The organism is Streptomyces sp. NPDC059201, from assembly GCF_042754585.1.
Lineage (GTDB): Bacteria > Actinomycetota > Actinomycetes > Streptomycetales > Streptomycetaceae > Streptomyces.
On sequence record NZ_JBHZBB010000001.1, the window covers coordinates 18,402 to 41,721 of the forward strand.

30 protein-coding genes and 6 pseudogenes are annotated in these 23,320 nt (G+C 68.4%); 17 read left to right on the top strand and 19 right to left on the bottom strand.

The window, feature by feature from the left end; genetic code table 11:
- Positions 1-2,422: 2,422 nt before the first annotated feature.
- Together ACFXMG_RS00040 and ACFXMG_RS00045 are read right to left on the bottom strand one after the other, a co-directional pair.
- Positions 2,423-2,788 (bottom strand): hypothetical protein, encoded by a 366-nt coding sequence (locus ACFXMG_RS00040; RefSeq protein WP_383822610.1) that lies wholly within the window; start codon positions 2,786-2,788, stop codon positions 2,423-2,425.
- A 9-nt stretch (positions 2,789-2,797) separates the two neighbouring features.
- Positions 2,798-3,001, bottom strand: a pseudogene (locus tag ACFXMG_RS00045) (transposase); the annotation flags it as partial.
- Here ACFXMG_RS00045 and ACFXMG_RS00050 point away from each other — a divergent pair.
- Positions 2,988-3,347: pseudogene (locus ACFXMG_RS00050) on the top strand (hypothetical protein); the annotation flags it as partial. The pseudogenes ACFXMG_RS00045 and ACFXMG_RS00050 sit on opposite strands and share 14 nt — an antisense overlap.
- A 799-nt stretch (positions 3,348-4,146) precedes the next feature.
- On the opposite strand, the gene ACFXMG_RS00055 reads toward ACFXMG_RS00050, so the two are convergent.
- Together ACFXMG_RS00055 and ACFXMG_RS00060 are read right to left on the bottom strand one after the other, a co-directional pair.
- Positions 4,147-4,284, bottom strand: a complete 138-nt coding sequence (locus tag ACFXMG_RS00055; RefSeq protein ID WP_383822608.1) for a DUF397 domain-containing protein — start codon at positions 4,282-4,284, stop codon at positions 4,147-4,149.
- Positions 4,285-4,416, bottom strand: coding sequence for a hypothetical protein (locus ACFXMG_RS00060; protein ID WP_383822605.1), 132 nt, complete (start codon positions 4,414-4,416; stop codon positions 4,285-4,287). It abuts the gene before it with no gap.
- Positions 4,417-4,451: 35 nt separating this feature from the next.
- Here ACFXMG_RS00060 and ACFXMG_RS00065 point away from each other — a divergent pair, with 35 nt between their 5' ends.
- Positions 4,452-4,745 (top strand): hypothetical protein, encoded by a 294-nt coding sequence (locus ACFXMG_RS00065; protein WP_383822602.1) that lies wholly within the window; start codon positions 4,452-4,454, stop codon positions 4,743-4,745.
- 26 nt (positions 4,746-4,771) lie between these two features.
- The gene (locus tag ACFXMG_RS00070) at positions 4,772-6,094 is read left to right on the top strand and encodes a zeta toxin family protein (RefSeq protein ID WP_383822599.1); all 1,323 of its coding nucleotides are present in this window, start codon (positions 4,772-4,774) and stop codon (positions 6,092-6,094) included.
- 28 nt (positions 6,095-6,122) lie between these two features.
- Here ACFXMG_RS00070 and ACFXMG_RS00075 read toward each other — a convergent pair whose 3' ends face one another.
- Positions 6,123-6,245: a hypothetical protein gene (locus ACFXMG_RS00075; RefSeq protein ID WP_383822597.1), complete on the bottom strand. Its 123-nt coding sequence runs from the start codon at positions 6,243-6,245 to the stop codon at positions 6,123-6,125.
- Between the two features lie 131 nt (positions 6,246-6,376).
- Between ACFXMG_RS00075 and ACFXMG_RS00080 the strand changes: the two genes are divergently transcribed.
- The gene (locus ACFXMG_RS00080) at positions 6,377-6,574 is read left to right on the top strand and encodes a hypothetical protein (RefSeq protein ID WP_383822594.1); all 198 of its coding nucleotides are present in this window, start codon (positions 6,377-6,379) and stop codon (positions 6,572-6,574) included.
- Between the two features lie 153 nt (positions 6,575-6,727).
- Here ACFXMG_RS00080 and ACFXMG_RS00085 read toward each other — a convergent pair whose 3' ends face one another.
- The 5 genes from ACFXMG_RS00085 to ACFXMG_RS00105 form a co-directional block, all read right to left on the bottom strand.
- Entirely contained in the window at positions 6,728-7,327 is a 600-nt protein-coding gene (locus ACFXMG_RS00085) for a hypothetical protein (RefSeq protein ID WP_383822591.1), read from the bottom strand.
- A 349-nt stretch (positions 7,328-7,676) separates the two neighbouring features.
- Complete coding sequence (locus ACFXMG_RS00090; protein ID WP_383822588.1) at positions 7,677-8,075, bottom strand: hypothetical protein; 399 nt, start codon at positions 8,073-8,075, stop codon at positions 7,677-7,679.
- Positions 8,072-8,512, bottom strand: coding sequence for a hypothetical protein (locus tag ACFXMG_RS00095; protein WP_383822585.1), 441 nt, complete (start codon positions 8,510-8,512; stop codon positions 8,072-8,074). Before ACFXMG_RS00095 ends, ACFXMG_RS00090 begins: the two co-directional genes overlap by 4 nt.
- Positions 8,509-8,970, bottom strand: a complete 462-nt coding sequence (locus ACFXMG_RS00100) for a hypothetical protein (protein WP_383822583.1) — start codon at positions 8,968-8,970, stop codon at positions 8,509-8,511. Before ACFXMG_RS00100 ends, ACFXMG_RS00095 begins: the two co-directional genes overlap by 4 nt.
- Positions 8,970-9,203, bottom strand: a complete 234-nt coding sequence (locus tag ACFXMG_RS00105; protein WP_383822580.1) for a hypothetical protein — start codon at positions 9,201-9,203, stop codon at positions 8,970-8,972. The genes ACFXMG_RS00100 and ACFXMG_RS00105 overlap by 1 nt, the downstream gene beginning before the upstream one ends.
- A 221-nt stretch (positions 9,204-9,424) precedes the next feature.
- Between ACFXMG_RS00105 and ACFXMG_RS00110 the strand changes: the two are divergent.
- From ACFXMG_RS00110 to ACFXMG_RS00140, 7 genes and pseudogenes are all read left to right on the top strand, one after another.
- A pseudogene (locus tag ACFXMG_RS00110) lies at positions 9,425-10,170 on the top strand (transposase family protein).
- Between the two features lie 164 nt (positions 10,171-10,334).
- Complete coding sequence (locus tag ACFXMG_RS00115; protein ID WP_383822578.1) at positions 10,335-10,715, top strand: helix-turn-helix domain-containing protein; 381 nt, start codon at positions 10,335-10,337, stop codon at positions 10,713-10,715.
- A gap of 12 nt (positions 10,716-10,727) precedes the next feature.
- Positions 10,728-11,210, top strand: a pseudogene (locus ACFXMG_RS00120) (DUF5753 domain-containing protein); the annotation flags it as partial.
- Positions 11,207-11,422 (top strand): DUF397 domain-containing protein, encoded by a 216-nt coding sequence (locus ACFXMG_RS00125; RefSeq protein WP_383822575.1) that lies wholly within the window; start codon positions 11,207-11,209, stop codon positions 11,420-11,422. The pseudogene ACFXMG_RS00120 and the gene ACFXMG_RS00125, both read left to right, overlap by 4 nt.
- Positions 11,423-11,583: 161 nt before the next feature.
- Positions 11,584-11,958 (top strand): hypothetical protein, encoded by a 375-nt coding sequence (locus tag ACFXMG_RS00130; protein ID WP_383822572.1) that lies wholly within the window; start codon positions 11,584-11,586, stop codon positions 11,956-11,958.
- Positions 11,959-11,970: 12 nt separating this feature from the next.
- Complete coding sequence (locus tag ACFXMG_RS00135; RefSeq protein ID WP_383822569.1) at positions 11,971-12,270, top strand: DUF6087 family protein; 300 nt, start codon at positions 11,971-11,973, stop codon at positions 12,268-12,270.
- A gap of 140 nt (positions 12,271-12,410) precedes the next feature.
- Positions 12,411-13,142 carry an alpha/beta fold hydrolase gene (locus ACFXMG_RS00140; RefSeq protein WP_383822566.1) on the top strand — a complete coding sequence of 244 codons (732 nt, stop codon included), beginning with the start codon at positions 12,411-12,413 and terminating at the stop codon, positions 13,140-13,142.
- Between the two features lie 617 nt (positions 13,143-13,759).
- Here ACFXMG_RS00140 and ACFXMG_RS00145 read toward each other — a convergent pair.
- The 4 genes from ACFXMG_RS00145 to ACFXMG_RS00160 form a co-directional block, all read right to left on the bottom strand.
- The gene (locus ACFXMG_RS00145) at positions 13,760-13,954 is read right to left on the bottom strand and encodes a hypothetical protein (protein ID WP_383822563.1); all 195 of its coding nucleotides are present in this window, start codon (positions 13,952-13,954) and stop codon (positions 13,760-13,762) included.
- A gap of 212 nt (positions 13,955-14,166) precedes the next feature.
- Positions 14,167-14,796 carry a hypothetical protein gene (locus ACFXMG_RS00150; RefSeq protein ID WP_383822561.1) on the bottom strand — a complete coding sequence of 210 codons (630 nt, stop codon included), beginning with the start codon at positions 14,794-14,796 and terminating at the stop codon, positions 14,167-14,169.
- Positions 14,797-15,644: 848 nt separating this feature from the next.
- Positions 15,645-16,235: a GNAT family N-acetyltransferase gene (locus ACFXMG_RS00155; protein WP_383822559.1), complete on the bottom strand. Its 591-nt coding sequence runs from the start codon at positions 16,233-16,235 to the stop codon at positions 15,645-15,647.
- The gene (locus ACFXMG_RS00160; protein WP_383822556.1) at positions 16,235-16,363 is read right to left on the bottom strand and encodes a hypothetical protein; all 129 of its coding nucleotides are present in this window, start codon (positions 16,361-16,363) and stop codon (positions 16,235-16,237) included. The genes ACFXMG_RS00155 and ACFXMG_RS00160 overlap by 1 nt, the downstream gene beginning before the upstream one ends.
- Before the next feature lie 75 nt (positions 16,364-16,438).
- Here ACFXMG_RS00160 and ACFXMG_RS00165 point away from each other — a divergent pair, with 75 nt between their 5' ends.
- The 3 genes from ACFXMG_RS00165 to ACFXMG_RS00175 all read left to right on the top strand — a co-directional run bounded on the left by ACFXMG_RS00165 (position 16,439) and on the right by ACFXMG_RS00175 (position 18,046).
- A complete protein-coding gene (locus ACFXMG_RS00165) occupies positions 16,439-16,954 on the top strand; it encodes a winged helix-turn-helix domain-containing protein (RefSeq protein ID WP_383822553.1) in 516 nt (171 codons plus the stop codon).
- Positions 16,955-17,179: 225 nt separating this feature from the next.
- Complete coding sequence (locus ACFXMG_RS00170; protein WP_384119462.1) at positions 17,180-17,527, top strand: transposase; 348 nt, start codon at positions 17,180-17,182, stop codon at positions 17,525-17,527.
- Positions 17,528-17,836: 309 nt separating this feature from the next.
- Positions 17,837-18,046 (top strand): hypothetical protein, encoded by a 210-nt coding sequence (locus ACFXMG_RS00175; RefSeq protein WP_383822552.1) that lies wholly within the window; start codon positions 17,837-17,839, stop codon positions 18,044-18,046.
- Positions 18,047-18,641: 595 nt separating this feature from the next.
- Here ACFXMG_RS00175 and ACFXMG_RS00180 read toward each other — a convergent pair.
- Both ACFXMG_RS00180 and ACFXMG_RS00185 read right to left on the bottom strand, forming a co-directional pair.
- Complete coding sequence (locus tag ACFXMG_RS00180; RefSeq protein WP_383822549.1) at positions 18,642-18,794, bottom strand: hypothetical protein; 153 nt, start codon at positions 18,792-18,794, stop codon at positions 18,642-18,644.
- 137 nt (positions 18,795-18,931) lie between these two features.
- Positions 18,932-19,078 (bottom strand): hypothetical protein, encoded by a 147-nt coding sequence (locus tag ACFXMG_RS00185; protein WP_383822547.1) that lies wholly within the window; start codon positions 19,076-19,078, stop codon positions 18,932-18,934.
- Between the two features lie 87 nt (positions 19,079-19,165).
- Here ACFXMG_RS00185 and ACFXMG_RS00190 point away from each other — a divergent pair.
- Together ACFXMG_RS00190 and ACFXMG_RS00195 are read left to right on the top strand one after the other, a co-directional pair.
- A pseudogene (locus tag ACFXMG_RS00190) lies at positions 19,166-19,846 on the top strand (glycosyltransferase family 2 protein).
- A gap of 71 nt (positions 19,847-19,917) precedes the next feature.
- Positions 19,918-20,825, top strand: a pseudogene (locus ACFXMG_RS00195) (IS5 family transposase); the annotation flags it as partial.
- Between the two features lie 274 nt (positions 20,826-21,099).
- Here the strand turns inward: ACFXMG_RS00195 and ACFXMG_RS00200 are convergent.
- Positions 21,100-21,279 carry a hypothetical protein gene (locus tag ACFXMG_RS00200; RefSeq protein WP_383822545.1) on the bottom strand — a complete coding sequence of 60 codons (180 nt, stop codon included), beginning with the start codon at positions 21,277-21,279 and terminating at the stop codon, positions 21,100-21,102.
- Between the two features lie 197 nt (positions 21,280-21,476).
- Positions 21,477-22,016: a VUT family protein gene (locus tag ACFXMG_RS00205; protein WP_383822542.1), complete on the bottom strand. Its 540-nt coding sequence runs from the start codon at positions 22,014-22,016 to the stop codon at positions 21,477-21,479.
- A 410-nt stretch (positions 22,017-22,426) separates the two neighbouring features.
- On the opposite strand from ACFXMG_RS00205, the gene ACFXMG_RS00210 reads away from it, so the two are divergent.
- Complete coding sequence (locus tag ACFXMG_RS00210) at positions 22,427-22,807, top strand: hypothetical protein (RefSeq protein WP_383822540.1); 381 nt, start codon at positions 22,427-22,429, stop codon at positions 22,805-22,807.
- Here the strand turns inward: ACFXMG_RS00210 and ACFXMG_RS00215 are convergent.
- Positions 22,759-23,313 carry a transposase gene (locus tag ACFXMG_RS00215; protein ID WP_384119465.1) on the bottom strand — a complete coding sequence of 185 codons (555 nt, stop codon included), beginning with the start codon at positions 23,311-23,313 and terminating at the stop codon, positions 22,759-22,761. The two genes, ACFXMG_RS00210 and ACFXMG_RS00215, sit on opposite strands and share 49 nt — an antisense overlap.
- Positions 23,314-23,320: the final 7 nt, after the last annotated feature.

Below are 23,320 nucleotides of genomic sequence, written 5' to 3' on the forward strand. Positions count from 1 at the left end.
GGTGGGCGAAGCCCAGCGCGCAGCGCCGCCGGAGGCGCCCTTGACGGCTCGGCACGTCCCGCACACTCCACGATCGGGCGGCCCCGGCCCGTCGTTGATCGCGCAACTGTCTGGGGGACCAAGAGCGGACCTGGTGATTTTCAAGAATCCCCATCAGGGTCCGGGGAGCACCTTCCTGACCAGCAGTTCTACACGCCACCAGCCCGCCCCCAAGCAACTTTCACCGAAAAGACAAACCACCCCCAGGGGCCACCCGTGGGTGAGCACCGTGGTGAGCAACCCCGGCCATGGTGAGCACGGTGGTGAGCATGGTGGTGAGTACCCCCGAACATAGTGAGCTCGGTGGCGAGCGACCACAACGAACCTCTCCCACACCCACCGACCACAACGCCCGCAGGGGGCATCTGGCTTCGTTCACTTCAAGCAGCAGCGTTTGTCTGCCGGTTTGAGCAGCAGTTGGCGATCTTGAGGCTCGTGGATGTTCACGAGAAATTGACGTCACTGCCGGAGCGCGTGGTGGCCGACAGAGTTGCCCGGCCGCGATCGGAGACTGCTCCATCCGCTGCCATATCCTTCTGCCGTGGCGAACAGGCCGCGGAATTGGGCAGGAGGGGGTTGGGGTGTCACGAGACGCGAAGGGCGATTTCCTTGACGGCCCGGCTTGGATGTGTTTGAGCATCCTGTTCTTCGGGTGGACGGCGGCCAGTAGCGGCACCGCGCCCTGGGTGAGGGTCGCCGCGACGCTGATGCTGGTGGCCTGGGTCGTGTTGCTGGCGAGGCACCTTCTGCGACGTGCCCGCGACCGTAGGCCTTCTGAGTCGGATGAATCGGCATCCTGACGGGGATGTCGCCGTCACCCCCCTTCATGACCACGCAGAGAGTCGTCTAACACCATCCCCGCACGTGCGGGGAGCGGATTCTCAGGGCCCCGGAGACGGGCCGGGTCAAGGGACCATCCCCGCGCGAGCTGGAAGCAGTCGTCGAGGCGAGCGCGAAGGAACGCGATCAAGGGGCCATCCCCGCACACGCAGGGAGCAGCAGCGAATCGACTTCGAGCCCTCCTCAATCTCGGGGCCATCCCCGCGGGGCGGGGAGCCCAGTACCCGAAGTTGCCGGGCTGGGAGCGGGTCACGGGTCCATCCCCGCACGAGCGGGGAGCAGGACGCCGTCTTGTTCCTGGTCACCCGGGTCCCCGCGCGTGCAGGGAGCAGTCGTGACCACACATGTGGTCCAGCACCTCGACAGGGCCGTCCTCGCGCGAGCAGGGAGCAGGGAGTGTTCCACGCAAGCGGCCCCGGCCGGTGGGGGCCATCCCCGCGCGAGCGGGGAGCAGCATCATGGCCGGCGTCGTGGTCTCCGGGGCCGGGGACCATCCCCGCGCGTACAGGGAGCAGAGGCATTCGCAGTCGGCGACCCAGCGGCCGTGGGGACCATTCCCGCGCGTACGGGGAGCAGACTTCCTGACCAGTGGTTCTACCCGACGCACTCCCAAGCAACTTTCACCGAAACAGACAAAACACCCACCACCCCTCCCCCGTCGGCACAGAACAACGACCCAAGCGACCGAGACCCGAACACCCCCACGAACACGGGGAGACGCTGCGGTCACGACCGTGTGAGCGCCATCCCCGCGGGCGCGGGGAGCAGACCTCCTCCGGGGGGTGTGGGGGGGGAAGGGCAGGACCATCCCCGCGGGTGCGGGGAGCAGACTTCCTGACCAGCAGTTCTACCCCACGCCGGCACGCCCCCAAGCACCTTCCACCGAAACAGACAGAACACCCACCGCCCCTCCCTAACCGGCACAGAACAGCGGCCCAAGCGACCGAGACTCGAACACCCCGCGCGTGCGGGGAACAGAACGCGGGCCATCTGCCCGGGTCCTGGTGGTCGGAACCATCCCCGCGCGTACGGGGAGCAGACGTGGTCCTCGGGCAGGTTGTCGAGGTAGGCGGGGCCATCCCCGCGCGAGCGGGGAGCAGCAGAGGGCACCGGACCCCGGTCGCATCTCATGTGTGCGAAACGTGGAAACCCTGTCCGGGTCCGTCGCTGAAGGTTGGCGGCGATAGGCCGACCGCAAGGGGAGCTGAACGCCCGGGCGGGAACAAGGTGCCCAAGAAGCGAATGCCGACAGCCGAAAGGAGTCGGGAAACTGCGGCAATGTGGTCGGCTCCTCCGCCGGCTGCCGTAGATAACCGGTCGGATACCGGGCCTGGTGCCCGGACGCCAAAGCGGGCTGACGTGGACAGGTGAGCCTACGACGACGCCAACCCCTCCGGCACGGTTTGCCTCGAGCACGCCGTTGTTCCCCCAGACCACACAGGCCCTCTCCACGACCGATGCCATCACCGTCGCCGATACCAGCCCGGCCGACAGCGTCCCCCGGATGGGGACGACGCGGTCGAGGTGCGGCGCGGTGCCGCGATCATCCGACTGCCTCCCCTCCGGCCTTGCGCTCCGCCGCACGCCGGTGCCCCTCTTCGAGCGCGGCCTGCCATCGCCTGTTGACCTCTTTAGGCCTTTGGTGCCCGCACTCGATAAGGTTGCCCGCCCTGTCGGTGACTTCCGCGTAGCAGTCACCGTTCTCGATCCAGACGGCGACGTTCTCGATCCCCGCCGACCGGTCGTCGTCATCCACCCAGAAGGTTATGGAGAAGGCCAGCTCATCGCCGTTGTAGTTGGATCGGACCCGGAACGTCTCGTCCGGCCTGAGCCATCGATCCTCACCAAGTGGCTCCAGCCACATGACGAGCCATCCTTTTGCATCGTTGCGGACATCCATGACAGCCATGTCCGCACCTTAGAGGTCCCAACAAGGGCGTTGGACGTGTCGGTGGGTGATGAGGCAGGTGGCGAGGCCGAGGAAGGCTTCGTGGATGTCGTCGCGTCGTTCCCAGCGGACGCGTAGGCGGCGGAAGCCGTGAATCCAGGCGATGGTCCGCTCGACGACCCAGCGGTGGACGCCGAGTCCGGAGCCGTGGGGGAGCACCCGGAAGGCCAACACCGTACTGTCCGCCTCCGGCCTGCGCCTGCTGCTGCTGCTGCCAGGCTGCGGAGATCTGGAGACCCTGCGCTACTTCTCCGGCCTGTACGGCCGGACCGAGGTGATGCGCACCTCCCACAGTCGCGGATCCGGCAACGCCTCCACCAACACCGCGCCCACCGAGACCGACCTCGCCCCGGTCCACTCCCTGCAGCAGATGGAGGACTTCACCGCGAACGCCCAGTACTCCAACCAGCCCCCCATCAAGATCAAGATGCGGCTGGTGTTCCGCGACAAGGACCTCAAGCGCTACCTCACGCACACAACCGTCGTGAAGGAGCAGAGGAAAGCGAAAACCCGTGTCTGACCCCCTTCTCAACCCGGCCAGCCTCTGGCCCCCCGCCCCGGCGCTGGTCTGCCATGGAACCGGACGACCGCCGCCAGCGGCTGCGCAAGCTCGCCGAATGGATCGACTGGCTGCGCGACACCTTCGAGCTCCACAACAACATCCCGCCGTGCTGGTACCAACACCCGCCGATCATCGAGTACCTGACCGCCCTGTACATGGGCTGGGTCCGCACCTACGCCGGCCCCCGAAGCACCCGGCCGCGAACTCGGGGAAGCGGACTGGATCAACACCCTGCACACCCTGACTCCTCGCCTGAGCCTGCCGGCCTGCGCCACGAGCCACCAGTCGCTCGCGCCGCACTACGCCCCGGACACCGGCCAGGACTTCGAGACCTTCTTGATGACCTCCGCCATGGCCACCGCCCCCGTCCTTCACCCGGCGGCCGCCGAGGCCGAGCGGATGGCCGACGAGCCCGAGCCGCCTCTGTGAGGAGACCTGCATGGAAACCGCACCTGAAAAGGAACCAGGCACCTCGCATGTCCCACTGACACTCCCTTCCGGGGCACAGCCGGTGCAGCGCACAGCGGGCTACCACGCCCTCATCAAGGACAGTTCGGTCACCGTGTCGGCCCCGGACGGCACCGAGATCGCCTCCGCATCTCGCTGCGGATACGGCGACGCTCTGGTAGGCCGAGTCGGAGACACACGGCTGGTCAGCGACGCGCCGCCGCCCAGTCGCCGGCCGCCCAGACAGCGCCCAACGTCGCCACCCCGACCCCTGCACAGCACCGGGGGCCGCGTGTATCGGCGTAACAGATCAGGCAGTGGGACGGGCCTCGGGTTCCATCGCAACGAACCGTCCCCACGCCGTGTTCGACAGCGCCAGCACGGGGCTGTCGGACACCTTGGAGTCGCGTACATGGGTAAGCTCGCCACCAGGATGAGCGACCTCCACTCAGTAGGAGTCCTCGTTCGTGCTGTAGGAGCTCTTGTACCAGCCGACGGTCATGACCAGTCCCTTCATCAGGCAGGCGAGGACATCACCGAGTCTGCCCGACCTCAGCAGCTCCGTCCGGAGAATCGCCACCGTCGCCCCACGCGGGCCGCAGACAGGGGGAACTTATGAGCGACATGGAACAGCAGTCGGGGCTAGCCGCACCGACGCACATGGGGGTGTGGTCTCTCGACGACGCCGAAGCGTTCGAAACCGCCCGGGACCTGATCACCGCCCTGGTCAGTGCCTACAGCGCCCGCATCGCCTCAGCCGAGGCCGATGAGGCCGCCCGGCTCCGGTCCGAACAGCAGACCTACCTGGCAGAGCGCCGCTCCCTCAGCGTCCGCGACACCGAAGAGGTCCAGCGGGTTCTGCGCGACTACCCGGCCCTGCTGCGCGCGGTCCGAGCGGACAACGTATGAGCTCCGAAAGGCTCTAACCCACGCCGATGCTGTCTGATTGGGACAACGCCCGCCTCTTCAACCAGCTGGTTCGCCCCTCCCTGACCGGCGAGAGGCGCGAGAACCCCGTCGTGCTGTTCGTCGGAGGTCAGCCCGGCGCAGGCAAGAGCACCGTCCAATCCGCGATCCTTCAGCGCCTCGGCCGCCAGGACGCGTTTCCCCTGGACGGCGATGACATCGTGGCCCTGCATCCGCGCTACGCGGACCTCGGTAGGGGCAACGACATCACCAGCGCCTTCCTGGCCGGCGAAGACCTCAAAAGCCGCTGGTGGAACCGCTCGGCACGCCTGCTGCGCGCGCAACGCCTGGACATCGTCGTCAGCGCCCCGCTCGGCGGACCGGACTGGCCACTGGCCCGTTTCGCCGAGTTCCGTAGGGCCGGCTACCGAGTCGGCGCGGCCTTCGTTGCCACCCACGAAGCCATGAGCCTCCAGGGCATCGTGAACCGCTACCACCGCGCCCGCCAGCCCGACCAGGTCGGCTACGGCCGATGGGTCGCCCCGGAAATCCACGACCAGGCGTATTCACGGGTGCTGGACACCATGGCCGCGATCGATCGCCAGCAGGCCGTGGACATCGTCTACGTGGCGCGCCGGACCGGCGAAGTCCTGCACATCAACGAGTCCGGCCCCCAGGGATGGAACCTGGGGGCAGCCACATCGCAAGCCGTCACGGCCGAGCGGAACCGGCCCTGGACCCTGGAGGAGAGCGCCCGCTTCCTTCAGACCCAAGGACGGCTCCGTACCGAGATGACGACCGAGCGGACACCGCTGCTGAACAGCATCGAGCAGCGCGCCATCCCCGTCATCAACCCCCTCGCGGTACACGACGACGGCCAGTTCGCCGCCCGCAAGACCGAGGTCGTCCAGCTGCTCCACCGTGCCCAGGAAGACCTGAAGGCCGCCGAGGCGCGCGCCGACGCCCTGCGGGCCCGCACACAGGACAGGAGCGAACGAAGCCCGTCTCGACGCCCTCCGGGAAGCCGGAGCGCCGCTGGACGAGCTTCGCCGTACGCGGGACTCGATGCACAACGCGCGGCTTCTGGCCGGCGCGGCGACCGTGGGCGCCCCGCAGCAGCGCGTCGAGAACGCGCAGAGACTGATCGAGGCCATCTCCACCGAGCAGCAGCACCGAAGCGGGCTCGACCCAAAACAGCGGCAAGCCGAGATGCTCGGCCGGATGAACCTGCAGGCCCTGGCCGCTGCTCCACCGGCTCCGTCGGCCGTACGAAGAGACGGCCCGCGGATCACCGGCCCGCAGCAATCAGGCCCCGGCCTGAGGCTGTAAAAGAACTGGGATGCCCCCATTAGACCTAATGGGGGCATCCCAGTTTCGAGGTCAGGGCCGGACGTTCTTCTGCCAGTCCAGCGACGAGCCGGACAGCGCCGCCTCGGCCAGGGTCTTCGCCGACGTCGTGGTGAGCGAGGCGAGCGAGGTCGGCCGGGACGAGCTGCCCTTCACCCCCTCTGCGGAGAGGGACGGTGAAAGACGGGAAGGAGGGAGGAGATTTCTCCGGAAGGCCGGGGCGGCGCCCCGAGCGGCGCCTACGCCGGTCCACCCGATCACCCGATCACCCGATACGAAGGACACCGATGGACACCCCGAGCCAGCCCCAGCTCACCGGCCCGCAGATCGTTGTGGTCGGCACCGTTCTGGCGATCTTCACCGCAGCGGCTTCGGCCGCCCTGTTCGGAAACGCCGAACAGAGTGAGCGCGGCTTCCGGTTCCTGAACTGGCTGGACAACCGCCGCAGCGAGACCGAGCTCCCGCCCGTAGAGTCGGACCTGTAACACTCACAGCCCCGCATCCCCCCGGGAGACGGCTGTCCGGACGGTGTTGAGCCGGGGCTGCCCGGAACCGGGCCGCCTCCTGGCTACAGTCGCGAGCGGGGCCCGGAGCCACTGATCCTGGCTCCGGGCCCCGCCGCTCTGTCGGACCTCTGGTCAGTCGTTCTTCGCCGGAGGGGTGGGCAGAGCGAAGAACGACTCCGCGTCCTCTCGGTTCAGCCTGCCGTCCAGGGCGACCGCCTGGCGCAGCGTGTAGAGGGTGTCCTCCGCCGGGACTCCCCAGCGGGTGTGGTCCTCGCGGGTGATCTCGCCGATGTAGTGATGGGCGGACTCGGGGTGGTGGCGGATGAACCAGTCGAGCATCACCGCGACCGGGCGCGAGACCCACAGGTGCAGCCAGTCCCGCTTCCGCGGCTGTTCTTCGGCCGGGCCATCAACGTCGTGGTGGCCGGCATCGAAGGCCGCCCAGCCCACGACACGGGAGAGCTCGGCGGTGGCGGCGAACAGCTCGCGGCCGACGGCATCGGTGTAGGTGCCGCGGAGCATCGGGGCGGCCTGGGTCTGGAGGCAGCGGGTGCCCGGGCTGTTTCGCCAGTGGCCGCCGCCGAAGCGGGAGTCCCAGACGCGGGCCTCTTCCGATGCGGCCCACAGGCCGTCCAGGTCGGTCCGTCCTACCCGGCGCGCGCCGGGGCCGACGGGAGCACTGGGCGGGGTGGCGGCGGTGGCGGGCTTGGCGAGCCAGCGATTGACGGGCATGGTGTAAGCGCCGAGGGCGAACCCTGTGGTGAGGAATCGTCAGCGGCTGTCCACGGGGGTCCTCCAGTACGTTGACCCGACGCGTACGGCGTCGGCGGGGTCGCGATAGAAGTCCAACCCCATGGCCGGCACTGGTGTTGACGTCGTGGACATGCCGATGTCGTCGGTGCTGACGGGGCGCCCGAGGCGTTCTGCCAAGACTGCGGCCACGAGCTCGGGCGTCCGCCCGCGCGGGACCATCCCCAAGTTCACCCATCTGGTGACGCTGGTGTGCTCGTATCGCAGGTCGATCCCGGCCATCCGCCCGCGTTCGTTCCCTTCGGGCACGGCGACTACGGGTGGGAGCCGCTCACGATGGCCGGGCCGCTTTCACCAGTCGGGCGCCCCGCAGATTCAGGGGGCCGGAACGAGCGGGTGGACGGCAGGGGCACCCGGTCGCCGGCATCGCGGTCAGGACGTAGCGAACGCGGTCGCTGCCGACGACCCGGAATGCCTGTGCCGCGAATTCGGCCCTGGCAAGGAGGTCTTGGAGCTCGTCCTGGGCGACCTCGTCTTCGATCCAGCTGCGCAGGAGAACGGGCGCCCTTCCGTGCTCGCGGGGGTCGTCGTCGAGGTGGTCGGCGAGCCAGTTCGCGACCTGCCGCATGCGGTGGACGGCGGCGCCGGGTGTCGGTGCCGTCTCCGGTCGCAGGAGCCATGCGTAGGGGCGGCCGGGGGTGTTGCCGGAGTAGACCTCGCAGTGGATCACGGCCGGTCCACCTCCGCCTTCACGTAGACGCTGGGGCCCAGGGCGTGGCGGGTGACCCCGGCCTGGTCCCCAGCGGCGACCTGCGGAAGGACACCGGGGTTCAGCAGCTCACGCATGGCGCCTCCGAGGGCTTTCACCCTGACGGTGGCTGTCCGGGCGTCGAGGGTGACGTCGACGGCGAGTTCGGAGCTCTGGACCCGGTCGGCGACGCGCCTGGCGAGGGTGGCTGCCAGGAGGCCGAGCCGTGTGGCGGTGGCCTCGACCAGGCCCCACACCCCGTAGGAGAGAGCGTCGGTGAATGCCACCCTCTGCGCCGTTTCCTCGGTTCCGGCGGGAAGGGGCACGAGCGTGGTCCGGTGCTCGGGGTCGAGTTCGAGTGGCGGCAGGTCTACTGGCTCGGGTGCGATCAGCGGCAGGCGGGAAACCGGCTGGCTCATGGGGTGTCCTCCCATCCCTCGGCGCGGGCCGGAACGGCCTCCAGCGCGGAACGCAAGTCGGTGGGGGCGATCAGTCGGGTGAAGTGGCCGGGGGGCTGCGCCCATCGGCGCTCGGGTACCTGCGGGCCGCCGGGCCGGGGGACGGCCACGAACCATGGGCTGCCCAGGGCAGTGGTGCCGGGCATGTCCCACTCGGCCTCGGTGCCGGCGGGGACCCACACGTAGGCGAAGCCGGCCGCGAGGTCTTCGAGTACGGGGACGTCGGTCCATGCGGCGGGCTGGATTCGGGCAGCGGCGATGCAGTGGTGCCGGGGTATGGCGATGACGTCCCCGAGCGTCCCGGTCGGCAGGATGGCGTGGGAGTGCTCCTCCCAGTCCCGCCATGCGAGGAAGGGCGTCTGGCCGTGTGCTGCGGCGAGCCAGTGGGCTCCGACGTCGGAGGCGTCGCGTCCGCGCATCAGGCCCTCCGGGCAGCGCAGGCCGAGCAGATCCGCACCAGGTAGCCGAGGCGGCCGCCTTCGTCGCCGGATGCGACGTAGGCGTGGCCTGCGTCCTGGGCGAGGTCGCGCGCGCCGCAGCCGGTCGCGCAGGTGCTGGCGAGGAGCTGTTCGCGTTGCGTGGTGGTGAGACGGGCGGGATCGAGCACCGTGTCCCGGATGTCCTTGTGTGGCGGTGTACTTCGTGCAGGCATCGACGCCTCAGTGCCCGCGGTCCGCGAGCTTTGGAGGACGACAGCAGTTTCAGTCACCTTGCGTGATGGGACACACACGCCGAGGTGCTACCTGAAGCTCTTCATTAAGGATCTTCAGAGTGGCCACCGATCGGGTGACGGCCGGCCGCGGATAGCAGACGAGGCCTTCGGGCAGTGGTTCGAGATGTCTGACGTCTCAACCTCCGCGACCGGAGGCCTCGTTGGTCATCTATCCTGCCGCACTCGATCTGCCGCACGCGCTCGTGGAGTGGGTCACGATGCTGATCGTCACCCGCGAGGGTGACCGCCGGTGCAAGCTGCGACCCTCGCAACGCGCGATCATCGCCCTGGTCTACCTGCGCGAGCACACCACCTATGCGAAGCTCGCCGCGGGCTTCCGGATCAGCGAGGGCACCGCCCACGCCTACGTACAGACGTGCTCGGACTTCTCGCCTCGAAGGCACCGTCCCTGACACAGGCCCTGCGCCGGGCACGTCCCGAGTACGTCCTGGTGGACGGCACCAACGCCGAGTGCGACCGGGTCGGCGACCACGAACGGGACTACTCCGACACCTGACGGCACGGCGTGAACATCCAGGCCGTCACCGATCCCGTCGGCGAGCTGATCTGGTACTCACCCGCACTGCCCGGCCGCACCGTCGACATCACCGCGGCCCGCACCCACCACATCGTCACCACCTGTGAACGACTGCGGATCCCCGTCCTCGCCGACAAGGCCTACGCCGGAGCCGGCGGCACGTTCCAAGTACCGTTCAAACGCCACCTCGGGCGGCCCCTCACTGCCAGACAAGCAGCCGTCAACCGAGCACACGCACGCCTCCGCTTCCCCGTCGAGCGCGCCTTCGCCCGGCTCAAGGCATGGCGGATCTTCCGCAAAGACCAGGTCAGCCCCAACCGACTCACGTCAATCACCAAGGCCGTCCTCACCCTCGAGAGGCGACGCTGAAGATCCTTATTGAATTTCAATGACAGAGTCGAATGGCTGAACTTCCTCCGACTTGGGGGCGCGCAAGGGAGGAGCGCTCGGTGTCGAGTGCCGCGTACGCTGCCGCTATCGCGACAGATCATCAGGCCACCGGCCCGGACACCGGGCTCGGCGAAGGATGGGGAATGGGGGCACAGGGCACGGCGCAGGGCCCTGCCGCGCGGATGCAGATCGCCCGTGGGCTGCGCCAGTTGATGGAGGCCCAGAGCCTCACCCAGACGAGCATCGCCCGCGAGGCCGGCGTCTCCGTCGACACCGTGAACCGGTACCTCGCGTGGGAAGACCGGGGTCTGCTTAAGATCCCCACGCTGCGCGCCATCGCCGCGGCCGCCGGCGCGACGCCCGGACAGACGGACATCCTCGTCGCCCTCGCCCAGACGCAGGGTCAGGGATGGTGGCGGGAGAACTCCGAAGCGGTTCCGTGGCTTTCACCGCTGCACGCCTTCGAGGAGGTCGCCGAGTACGAGTACGTCTGGGCCACCACCCTCGTCCCCGGCCTCGCGTAGACACCCACCTACGCCCGTCACCTGCACGAACAGGAAGACCCGCACGCCGATCCGGCAGTGATCGACGCCTGCGTCGAAGCCCGGATCATGCGTCAGGAGATCCTCGAACGCTCCGACATGCGGCTGTGGGTCATCCTCGACCAGGCCGTGCTCCGCCGCCAGGTCGGATCGGCCAGGACCATGGCCGACCAGATAGACCACCTGCTCGACCTCTCCCGCAGGCCACGCGTCACCGTCCAGGTCCTGCCCAGCGACCGGGGAGCCCCGGCCGCGGGCTCGGGCGGGCACTTCCTCATCCTCGGCCGCGAGGACCCCGACCCGATGCAGGCCATGTCGGTGGTCTACCTGGAGCTCCACCGACGCGGCATGTACCTCGACGACCCGGACGGGGTCGCCGAGTACCACGAGATGTTCCACTCCCTGCGGACCCAAGCGGCCGACAGAGGCCAGACGCAGGACCTGCTCACCCACGCACGATCGGAGTACGGCGCATGAGCGCCGCCCTCCAGTCCCCCACCCGGTTCGACGAAAGCGCCTGGATCAAGTCGACGGCGAGCGCAGCGCAGAACGAGTGCGTCGAAGTCAACGCCGGTAGCGGGGCGGTCATCGGGCTCCGCGACTCCAAGGACGTGACCGTCGGCACCGTCGCCGTGGCCGCCCCCGCGTTCGCCGACTTCGTCTCGGCCCTCGGCACCGGCGCGCTCTAGACACTCCGCACGGCGAGGCCCCGGAACCTGATCAGCAGGTTCCGGGGCCTCGCCGTCCCCCAAAGTGAGCCCAGAAGCCGGGACCGCCTCAGGGCCTGGGCAGAGGCAGGCTGGGCATCTGAGGGTGTCGCAGGTGCTGCCCGCCGTCGTAAACGTGCAGGGTGAACGTCTCCGGTCCGGGCCGACCCGCTTCGTCGTACGCGGACAGCACGTCCTCGACCTGCTCCCACAGCCGTACGGGGCCGCTCTCGCGCACCTCCCGCCAGCTGTCGACGGGGGTGAGCGTCGACCGGGTGAAAGTGATGGACCGGGGCGGGCCGGCCGCCGCGCTGTTCGACGAACGCGAGCCGGAGCAGGGCGCCGCCACGGCCCACCAAGCGCTCGACGCCGCAGCCCGCATCGACTCCACGCTCGTCGTCTCCCGGCTCAACACGCTGCTGAACGCCGCACGCCCCTACCGGACCGCCTCGGCCGAAGACGTACGGACCCGGGCGAAGGAAAACGCCGCCGCCCGCCCGACCACGGTCGCGGCCTGAGACCATCGAGCCATGGGCAAGCACCGCCGACCCGGCCCCCCGAACCAGCCGTCACGTGCCGTCCCCCGCCAGGACGCCGACGACCCGCTCGCCGCCTACAACAAACGGCGGCGCCCCCCGATGGACGTCCACCGCCGTCACCGGCCCGTCTACGGCGGGGCCGGACACCTGCGACCCGACGAGCCGCGCGTCCTGGAAGAGTGGACCGGGTTCGCGTACGAGGTGACCGGCACCGCCCCGGACCTCGCGGCAGCCCGGGCCTGGGTGACCGAACTCCAGATCGGCGACGGATCGGACCGCCCATGCGGCTAGTTCCGTACTTCGCAGGTAGTTCGTTCAGGTCTGTAGTTGGCCGGTCTGAGCGTCTCCGCTGGACAGCACTTCCGCGTCTCAGCGCCGGGAATGGCCCGCGGGTAGAGTCGCTCCGAGGAGAGCGCTGATCTGGGGGACACATGACGGCAGCGGATACACCGCCCATCGTCTTGGTACACGGGACGCGGTTCAGCGCGGGGCAGTGGAGCCCGCAGCTCACCGCACTTCAAGAGGAATTCCCGGTAGCCGCCGTTGACCTGCCAGGTCACGGCGCCCGCTCTGCTCAACCCTGGAGCCTGAACGCGGCGACGGAGATCATCGCTTCCGCGGTGGACTCGCTCGACCGCGGGCCGGCTCTGGTCGTCGGGCACTCGCTCGGCGGATACGCCTCCCTGGAGTTCGCGCGGCGCTGCCCGGAGCAGCTGCGCGGGCTGGTCCTTGCGGGAGCCAGCGCCTCAACTCGTGGCCCGTGGGCAACGCCGTATCGGTGGGTCGCCGGGCTCGTCCCTCACATACCGGCGGACCTGTTGGCCCGGTGGAACGACCGGTTGCTGCTCCGGCTCTATCCTCCCGAGGTGGTGGAGGCGACCATCCGCTCTGGCTACGCCTTCCACACTCTGCCGGCCGCCTGGGGCGAGGTGCTGGGCCGCTTCGACGCGGGTGCGATGCGTCACGTGGCGGCTCCCGTGCTCATCCTGAACGGCGAGAAGGACACCGTCTTCCGGTCCGGCGAGATCGACTTCGTCCGCGCGCATCCGCACGCACGCGTCGAGTTGATCCCGCGGGCAGGACATCTCGCGAACTTTGACGATCCAGATGCCTTCACCGAAGCCGTCCGCCGCTTCGCCCGGCATCTGCCTGTTCGCAGCTGAGTGCGCCAGGGCCAGGTCCACCAGGGCTGTCCGAGCGCAGTGGAACCGCGAACGCGCACGCTGGCCACATCGCGAACTCACTGGCCAACCGTGGTGCTCAGGTTTCTGGCCAGCAGGGGTGTGCGGGGTTCCCGGGAACCTCACGGAATCACCTGGCAGAGCGGCAGCGCCGCCCAGTCGCCGACTTCCTCGACCTCACCCGGGCAAACGGGCGGGTTACCCTCCGCGGGTGACGCGGTGGCGCTGGGTGGGCGGGTGGCCGGGAGGGCGCAGGCGCCCAGTGTGCGGCCGGGGCCCGCGTCGGCCCAGGCGCCACAGAGAACGGCGCTGGTGTCGTCGGCCCAGCGGTAGCCCGTCGCGAGGTGCTGGTGGGACCAGGTGTGGCCGGGTTCCAGGTCGCACGATCATGGTTCCCAGCCGTCCAGGCTCCTCGGTGCCTGCTCCAGCGCGGGGCACAGATGCCCGGAGGCCAGTCGGCGGAAGCGGAGTGCAGAGCCGAAGCCGGCCCCATGCTCGGGCGCCGGTCGCGCGTCGTATCCGGCCCGGGACAGCGCCTTCACACCGACTCCGACGGTCTGTTCGTCCTCGTGGGCGAGGCGGGCGATACCGCCCGAAGCTCAGTCCAGGTGGGCACGGACGAAGTTGACCGCGTCCGGGTCGTCCGTGCCGAACGCCTTGCAGATCCCGCCGTCCAGGAGGCGGCGGACGAAGTCGCCCCCCGGGGGGACGTATCCCGAGCGCGGAGGACGCCCCCGGTACAGCACCTCGTACGGGCGCAGAGCCGAGAGGCGGATCGTCCGGGGCCGGCCCAAGGGTGACGGCGTCGACCACCGCCAGGCCCCCGCCCTCACCGCGGCCCGTCACGCGGACGACCGCGCGGCTGTCCGAGCGCAATGAGGTGAGCAGTACACCCGGCTTCGGGACGGCGATGGCGGTCATGGCCCTCATCCTGCCGTATCGTCCGCGCGCGGCCGGGTGACGGGCACGGCCTGGCGATGGGCGCTGGGGCAGGCCGTGCAACGGGTCACGTACGTGGGTCGGTCGTGCCGTTCCAGCGCTGCTGCCCCAGGGAGTTGACGCCTTCCGGGGCGGGGTCGTCCGCGCGCGGCTTGCAGTGCCGGGCCAGCGGCGACGTCAGGAGGCCACCGAGGTCGAGTGAGCCGTCTCCCCCGCGGGTGCTGCCGGGACCGGCGGCCTCGGCGCTCGCCTGCTGCGGCTTGCGGTGCCCCCCGCGCTCCCGCGCCGAAATGTCCTGGCCCGGCGCCGTTCCGTGGCCGGGGACGTCGTCCGGACCTGCCGGTGTGACCGGAGCGGTGGCCGGGGTGTGCTGGTGGTCGGCGAGGGCGTCGACAAGGTGGTGGACCGGCAGGAGGGCGCGGTCGTGGGCGGGGGTGTGCCGCAGGACGAAAGCGAGGTTGCAGAGCAGCAGGGAGAGCCGGCACGTCGGCGCCGTGCGCTGTACGGCCTGAATCGACGCCTCACTCCACTGGAGGCGGACCAGGGTCCCGGCCAGGCTCAGGTCGGCGGCGTTGGGGGCCCACTGGCCACTCGCGTACTGCTGGTGCAGGGTCTTGGTGTCCCAGGTGAGGACCCACCACGCGACATCTTCGGGGCCAGATCGGGCAAGTCGCGTGCGGGCCGGCCGGTGAGGCACAGCTCGCACAGGACGACAGACCGGGACTCGCCCAGCGCCGGACGCCAGACGACAGCCGTGTCGGCGGAGGCAACGGCGGGGCGTCGCAGGTGGCACGGGACCGGGTCCGGGACTGGGGACAGGCGGGCAGCATCGGAGCGAGTCACGCCCTGTCCAACGCAGGCCGCAACCCCGACGACACGCCCTCACCAAACGGTGGGCTACGCCTCGGCCGAGGGCGCGGGGCGCTCTGCCCGGGCCGGCTGCGGGGGCGTGATGGCCAGCGTGCGGCGTGACCGCTGCGCAGCCGCGGCCCATCCGAGTGTGAGTAGTTGGGGTACAGGAAATCCCAGCGAGAACGATCATGGATCTGACCTGGCGGTAGCGTCACAAATAGACGTCACGCCGTGACGCCTGCTGAACGTGAACGCTTCCGCCACGCCCTCGTGCGGCACCGTCGCGAGCAGTAACTGCTGCCCGAGCGCTTCCGGGTGCCGAGCGGGCTGTCGCTGGCGTACCAGGTGTCCCCCGCGCTCCGGGCGGCAAAACCGGGGCCACGGTGCGGTCGGCCCTCTCGACCAAGGCCCGGTACGCCTCCTCCGCCCTCGGCGTCGATCGCCGCCCAGCGGGCCCGTGTCACCCGCCAGGCCCTCTTACGGCAGGCCGCCTCGCATCACCGGCGGGACCGCCTGCTGCCCTCGGGCAGCTCTATGCCGCACTGGCCGCACCGCCGGGTGTTCCTCCTGGCGATACCTCCAGGTCCTCCCCTCCGACGGTGCGGGCCAGGGCCGGTCAGGTGTCTCCGTCACGGACCTGCGCAAGCAGCTCGGCCGCCACGTCGTCGGGATCCTCCGCGTTCCGGCTGTCGGTCAGCGGCGGAGGCGCCAGCGGGTGAAGACGCACTGGTCATCGCCTGCACCGAGTCGGAACGGGAGGGCGATGCGGTCCAGTGGGAAGGTCTCACCGGGGGCGTGCGCAGTGTAGCCGCAGCGGGTGTAGAAGGCGGCGAGGTCGCGGTCTGCCTCGTACGAGCCGTAGAGCAGGAAGTAGCCGAGCTGCTGGTGGATCTGCCAGGTCCGCTTGAGGAGGGTGGCGGCGATGCCCTGACCGCGAGCGTGTTCGGCGACGGCCAGGCCGTGGATCTTGGCGACGAACAGGCTCAGGGCCATGGCCCTGTCGGGCGGGTAGCCGTTGTTCATGGCGATCTCAATGAGGGTGCCGGGAGCGGTGGCGGAGAGCACGCCGACGGTGCGGTCCTGCCCGTCGGCGGCGCCCAGCATCAGGGAGACGGTGGCCATGGCCTCGTTCATGGGGCGGTCGGTGAAGGTGTGGGCGGCTGCGTCGTGGTACGCCTTCGAGCCACCGCCGAGCCCAGCGAGCATGGCGGAGGCCGCCGAGCCGTCCTCGATGGCGGTGGCCAGGACGGGGATAATTCTGACGCCGTCGCCGGTGGTGGCCATCAAGGCGTTCGCCGCTTCGATGTCTTGGCCGCGGGCCAGGCGGATGCGGGTGCCAGCCGGGCCGTGCCAGCCCCCGCGCAGACGCGGTCGGCGGACAGCGGCAGCGCCTTCTTCGTCGTCTTGCTCATGATCTTCGTTCCCCCTTACTGATCTTTTCGTAAGTTCGGTGGGTTTGCTGGCCTTGCGAGTGGGAGGCTTTCGGGGTGGCTTATCAACCCCCGTCTTCGGCTACCGGATCGCCCCTTCCTCCTTTGTCGCGGCCTCAGTTGGCGGAGGCGCGGCGTGTTCGGGCGGTGGAGTTGTTCGAGAAAGGTGCCTCGAATGCGGAGATCGCGCGGGCGGTGGGTGTGTGTACGGAGAGCGTGCAGCGCTGGCGTCGGGTGTGGGAGGAAGGTGGTGTTTCGGCCCTGAGGCGGCGTGCGGCCACCGGTCGCCCGCCCAAGCTCGACGACGCCCAGGTCGAGACTGTTCGAGCCGCGTTGGGGCAAGGAGCCCAAGCTCATGGTTTCGAGGCCGACCTGTGGACCCTGGAGCGCGTCGGCGTCGTCGTCGAGCGGGCGACTGGGGTGTCGTTGTCGAGGGCGTCGGTGTGGCGACTGCTGACCGGCCGGCTCGGTTGGAGTCTGCAACGTCCCGAGCGGCGGGCGGTCGAGCGGGACGATTCCGAGATCGCCCGGTGGATCGCGCATGAGTGGCCGCGTATCAAAACGGGGCCGTGAACACACGTGCCTGGATCGTCTTCCTCGACGAATCAGGCGTCTCTCTGCTCCCTCAGGTCCGCCGCACCTACGCACCCCGCGGCCGGACCCCGCTGCTGCGGCACCGCTTGAACTGGAAGCGGGCCTCGATGGGCCGGGTCCCTGGGCTACCACTCCACCGACCCCGACCGCGGGGCCCGTCTGTGCTTCCACCTCAAGCCCGGCAGCTACGACACCACTGCCTTCATCGAGGTCCTGGAGCAGATGAAGGTGTTCTACCGCGGCAAGCGAGTGGTGCTGGTCTGGGACGGCTTGTCTGCTCACTGGAGCCGGGCGATGCGGGCCTGGGTCGCCGAGCAGGACTGGCTAATTTTGGAACGATTACCCGCGTACGCTCCCGCGCTGAACCCGGTGGAGTTGCTGTGGTCCTCGCTCAGAAAGCGTGAACTCGCCAACCTCGCCGACGTCGCCGATGCTGCCGAACAAGGCATCCATCGGATCAACGGCAACCCACAACTGCCATGGTCTTTCCTCACCCACACCGACCTGACCATCCACCCAGCAGGCCAACCGAACTTACGAAAAGATCAGTAAGTGAGTGGGGTGCGGCGTGGGGGTCTGGCTCAGTGGCCATGCAGTCCGATGCCGTTCCCACGTGCATCCCGCGGGGTGCGTTGCTGATGTCACATGCCTCAGGCTTCCTTGCTGGTCTGGCGAGTTGACCTACCGGTCAGTGACTCGCTAGCGTTTCAGTAGCGTGAAGGGGCCCCACTCTGGCTTACCAGGGTGGGGCCCCTTTTTGTCCTCTTCCGCAGAAGCGGTAGGGGCGGGCGGGGGGCGTCGCCGTCATCAGGTTCCTAGGCCGCGAGAGCGGCGACGCCCCACCACGAAAGGGGTTGCCTCATGAACCACCAGCATGACATGTCTGTCAACGGAGGTCAGCACGTCCCGGCTGACGTCCCGACCGGCGAGGTGAACAAGCCTCGGCAGCTGCGTATCTCCGTGGGCAAGCACTTCAACCTGTCCGTGTCCCTGTCGTTCTCGCCTGCCTTCCTTACGGTCATGGCTGCAGCCGTTGGTGTGGTGGGCGGGAACTACTGGTTCTTGCTCTGACCTCCGCGCTCCAAAACGCCCTCGGGGTCTGGAGGCCAAAGGCTGACGGGACATGCTACGGATAGTTGACCGTGGGCCTGGGTTTTCCGCGAGTGCGAGAAGTCGTGGCGTCACCGGCTTTACGCATCGACGCTTCCGGACGATGGTGACGAGCCGAGTCAGTCCTTCCAGTGTCTGGAGAGACTCCTGGTGAATCACGGGGGCTGTGGAGGAAGGGACGCCTGGAACCGTACACATGGTGCAGACACTCAGGCCTGACCTGACGGGACGGCAGGGACCGCCGCACGGCGGTTCCCTGCCTTCTTCTACCACCTCTCTCCGTGCTCGCCTCTTTCCGGCAGCGGTAGAGCACGCCGTTTGTGACGATCGTCCTCTGGTTGCTTGGACCCGGCGCAACGGCGTCGGGCCCAAGCAGTAAACGCTCGGCCGGCTTGCGGCTGTTCGGGGCGGAGGAGGTGTCAGTAGCAGTACAGCGCCCCGACCAGACAGCCGGTGGTTAGGTGGAGAGCCGGCGGGTGCGGATGGCGTCGACGGCTCTGGTGATGTGCAGCAGATACATCGGCTGTCCGCCGACCGGCAGCGTGATTCCGAGGAGCTAGAGCGCCTCGACGGTCGGGCCTGAGAGGTGGTTTCGGCGGTCGAGAGCGTAGGGCGCGTGCTTCTCAATCATGGCGAGGGCGAACCGTGCGTGCTCCACGAGGGGCACCACGGCATCGGCGGCGATCTCCACTGCGGTCGCGTCCAACATGGACAGCTACAGCATGGCGCGGTCGTCGTCCGGGATGTTGGGGTCGGCGCCGCGGACCTCGGCGCCGGAGGCTGGCCACGAGTCCGGCGGCACGTACCGAGGGCGACTCGCAGGGTCGTTGGTGTTGATCTTGTAGGTCAGGCCGAGGGGCAGCCGGGCCCGCTGGCGGACATGCCGCGCTTAGCGAGAGCTCCCCCGAGCCACTGGACGACGTAGTCGGGCATGCGCCGGTTCACGTCGGCGGCGAACTCCACGAACCGGAAGCACGCGACAACGATCTTCATGGCAGCTCCTTCTCGGTTGCGGTGCTTGGATGGACTGTCGTTCTTGGTCTTGCAAGGAGACGTGCTGTACCCCTGGTGTCGGTTGTGATGCCCGTGTACAACTCGGCAGCCACCCTCGGCCCGGCTGTCCGGTCGGTGCTCACGCAGACTCACGGCGAACTAGAGTTGCTGGTCACCGACGACCAGTCCTCCGACGGCTCCATGGACCTGCTGCGCGAGCTCGCCGAGCAAGACGAGCGCGTCCTGCCGAAGACGGAACCCTAGCAAGGTGCGGGCCGGACCCGCAGGGACTACATCGCCTTCCTCGGCAGCGACGCCATGCGGCTCCCGGAGAAGACCAAGAAGCAACTCACCTTCACCGCCCAGGACACCGCGCCGTTGACGTTCACCTCGCACTTCAAGATGGACGCCGACCACGCCGGCGAGAGCACCGAATGGATCCCGAACGGGCGGATAATCCGCGAGCACGTGGACTCCCACGCGATTCTGGTCCGAGGCCACATCGGTGCCCTCACCGCCATGTGCGACCGCAGGTTCCCGGGCACGCGGCTGATGCCGGAGATGCTCAAGCTCCAGGGCTATGCCCTGTGGCTGTCGATCGTGCGGGACGGTGCCGACGCCCGGAATCTGGCCGAGCCGCTCGCGGTCTGCAGGGCCCATCAGGCGGGGCCTCTTTCCTGGCTCGTCCAGTACAACTGGGCCCTGTACGGAGAGCAGGAACATCTGGCGGTCCCGCGGGCGGCGAAGGCTCTGGCCTGCGTGGTGTAGCAGTCGCTGCGCAACTCACGGATCTAGGGCCTGTTGCGAAAGTGGATCAAGGTCCTGGATGATCACGGTCCGTGGGACGTGGTGATCTGACGGACGGCCAGTGGGAGCGACTGGAGTTGTTACTGCCGGCGGGAAAGAAGCCAGGCCGCCCGCGGACCTGGACCCGCCGGCAGTTGATCGATGGCATACGGTGGCGGACTCGGACCGGGGCGCCCTGGCGAGACCTGCCTGAGCGGTACGGACCGTGGGACCGGGCCTACGACCTGTTCCGGCGCTGGCAGCGCGACGGCACCTGGAAACAGATCTTCGAGCAGTTGCAGGCCGAGGTCGAGGCGAAAGGCCTGATCACGTGGGACGTGAGCGTCGACTCCACCATCGCCCGCGCCCACCAGCATGCCGCTGGAGCGCGTAAAAGGGGGATCTCCAGAAGGAGCCTCCCGGCGGCATCGACACCGAGCCCGACGACCACGGCCTCGGCCGCTCTCGCGGCGGGCGGACCACGAAGCTGCACCTGGCGGTCGAGCAGGGACAGAAACCGCTGTCCCTGCTCGTCACCGCCGGCCAACGGCACGACAGTCCTCAGATCCAGCCGGATCTGAACGCAATCCGGCTGCCCAGGACCGGACCCGGCCGACCTCGCACGAAACCGGACAGGGTCCGGGCAGACAAGGCGTACGGCTCCCGCGCGAACCGCTCCTACCTGCGACAGCGCGGCGTGAAGTGCACCATCGGAGAAGACAGACCCGATCCGCAACCGCCGAAAGCTCGGCTCCCACGGCGGCCGCCCGCCCCACTTCTACAAGGACGACTACAAGCAGTGGCACGCGGTTGAGTGCTGAATTAATCGTCTCAAGCGCCACCGTGCGGTTGCCACCAGGTACGACAAGCTTGCCGTCCGCTATCACGCGACGGTGCTGGTGGCCGCAGTAAACGAGTGGCTGTGAGACCCCCTGGCTGCGACCCCTTGCCGACTACGACGTCCTCCAGCCTGACGTCATCCTGTCCTTTCATGGCCTATGCCTTGCCCGAGCTGATGAATGGCTCATGGGAGAGTTCGAAGCCGACGGCTCACTCATCTGCTGGGCTTCCTATGGCTCTGACCTGGCCGAAGCCATCCGCGGGCTGTGAGCTTCCCGTAGCTCTCTGATCACTTTCACAACAGGCCCTAGATCCGCGCGCGGGCTCGTGCACCCGGCCGACCCCGCCCCGTGGCCGTGCCTCGCACACGAAGGCAGGACTCGGCAGGCCATCGGCTACGCCGGGCCGGTGCTGCTCGGCGCACGCAGGGACAGTTGGAGGAGCAGTCGGCGGTCGGCGACCGGCACGGCGTCCTGGCCGCTGTGCCGCACCTCTCGGCCGTGCAGGAAGCGGCGCTCGTTCACGATGAGGTACTCCCCGGCTCGCAGAGCGCAGGACCCGGCGCCTCCGCTCATCCTGAAACGATCAGTTAGACCTGTGGCCTGGTGCTGCCATCAGCACCAGGCCACAGGTTCTCCTTTAGTTCGCTACGGATTTACCATTCAAATTCCAGGCTTCGGATTGTTTTGGTACGGGTTACCGGACTTCCTTAGCGCGCTTCACAGGAGTAGGTACGTTGCGAATCCCGTAGCTAAATAGGGATCGAGAAATCTTATGCCCGGGTGCTGGTACCGAACAGTGCTGTGCCATCCTTGCGTCGCCGCAGCAGCGCGAGAACTGCGACTGCGGCGAGGGTCATCCATGTCTTGCCGAGAATCTGCCCGGGCAGGTAGGTGTAGGAATCGAAAGCGAGCTTGAGGAACAGCAGACTGTCGGCCAGGAGTCCTATAGCGTTCGAGGCAAGCATGGCGATGAGTAGCCCGCGCCGGCGCAGGGGTTCGTACACGACGAAATCGAGGCTTTCAGCGACAGCGAAGGCTGCTGCAGAAGCGATGGCGAGGCCAGGGTCGGCCAAGAAATAGGAGAGGACCGTGCCAGCAGCTATGGCGATGAGGATGGCACGGCGGCCGACTGCTTCACGCGCGAGGTCGCGCAGGACGAGTGCCAGGCCCGCTATGTAGACGCCGGCGGGTGCAGCGTAGCCGAAGCCTGTAGGGACGGCGCCGATGTGGGTGACGGCGAGGTTGGCGGCGGGGATGGTGGCGATGTAGGCGACGAGTGTCGCGATACCGGCAGGAGCGGGGACGTTCACTATGTTCTTTCTGTCTTGGTCTGAGGGTTTTGTGCTCTGCTCCAGCGGCGGACGGGCAGCGGGACGAACGTACGAACATTACAGCCCATGGCACTGACAACCACGGGGATAGGTTGCCGACACAGAGGTTGCACGGCGGTGTCTACCGCCATTCCCTATGCGGCGATGCGGCCGTTGAGCACGTCGCGGGGCGGAGCGCGTGGACGTGCTGGCGTCCAGTTGCAGGTGGCGGATCTTCGTCGCACTGCGGGACACCGTTGAGGTCCACCGGTTACCACCGGTTCGCGAGCGGTGATGAGGATCTCTAAAACGGCTCTGCCCGGAGTTTCGTGATTCCTTCGGCAGCACAGCCCGATCTGTCTGCGTCTGCGTCCACCTGGTAGACACTGCGAGTGACGTACTATGCGGACTTGACGCCATACACGTATGACAGGGACAACTGGGCAAGAGATGCGACGGGCCTCTGGCATGGTGTCCCTTTGATCAACGTGGGCTGGCTTGAGCGTGGCCAGCCGTACGAGCAGGGCGATGCTCCCTCCGGGCTGGCCGCAGTGCTGAGCCGCATGAGCCGCACGCACCGAGTTCAGCAAACTCGCGGCTTTCACTCCTGCCCGTTCTGCGCTTCGCGGATATTCGGCAGTCGCGCCAGTCACCCGCAGGGGACTGCCGAGATATGGGTGATGGGTGGGGATGTCGCTTACGCTGCCCCGGAACTGATCGCTCACTACGTCGAGGCACACGGCTATGTGCCACCAACCGCCTTCATCCAGGCGGTTCTCGCTACAGCCTGATCCCGGACAGTTTCACGGCTGGGTGAGGATCCGGGTCCGTAAAGCGTGGACGATGCACGTCCGTACATTGCTCGTTTGAGGGTTTTGACCCGGTTGACATGACTTTCGACAACGCCGGAACTCCATGTGTGGGTGAGCCCGGCGGTGACGGCGTCGAGGTCCTGGCGGAGGAAGCCGGCGAAGCCGCTCATCGGTTTCGGGGCGTCTTGCTCGGCTTGCCGGATCCATTCGAGTAGGAAGGTTCCACGTCGGTTGCGGACCAGGTTGGTGAAGGCTCGGGCGAGATCGCAGGCCCGGGTGATGTCCGGGCAGGCGAGCCGGACTTCGAGCAGTCTCTCCTGCTGCTGGTCGGTGAGGGTCTCCCGAGGGCGCATAATCCAGCCGGTGATCTTTCGGAGGCTGGGGATGTCGGCCCGTACGGGTTCGGCGTTGCCGGCACGGAGGGCGGCGAGGTGCTTGCGGACGACTTGGCGGCTGCCCTGGTAGCCGCGTTCTTGAATCTCCAGGAAGAGA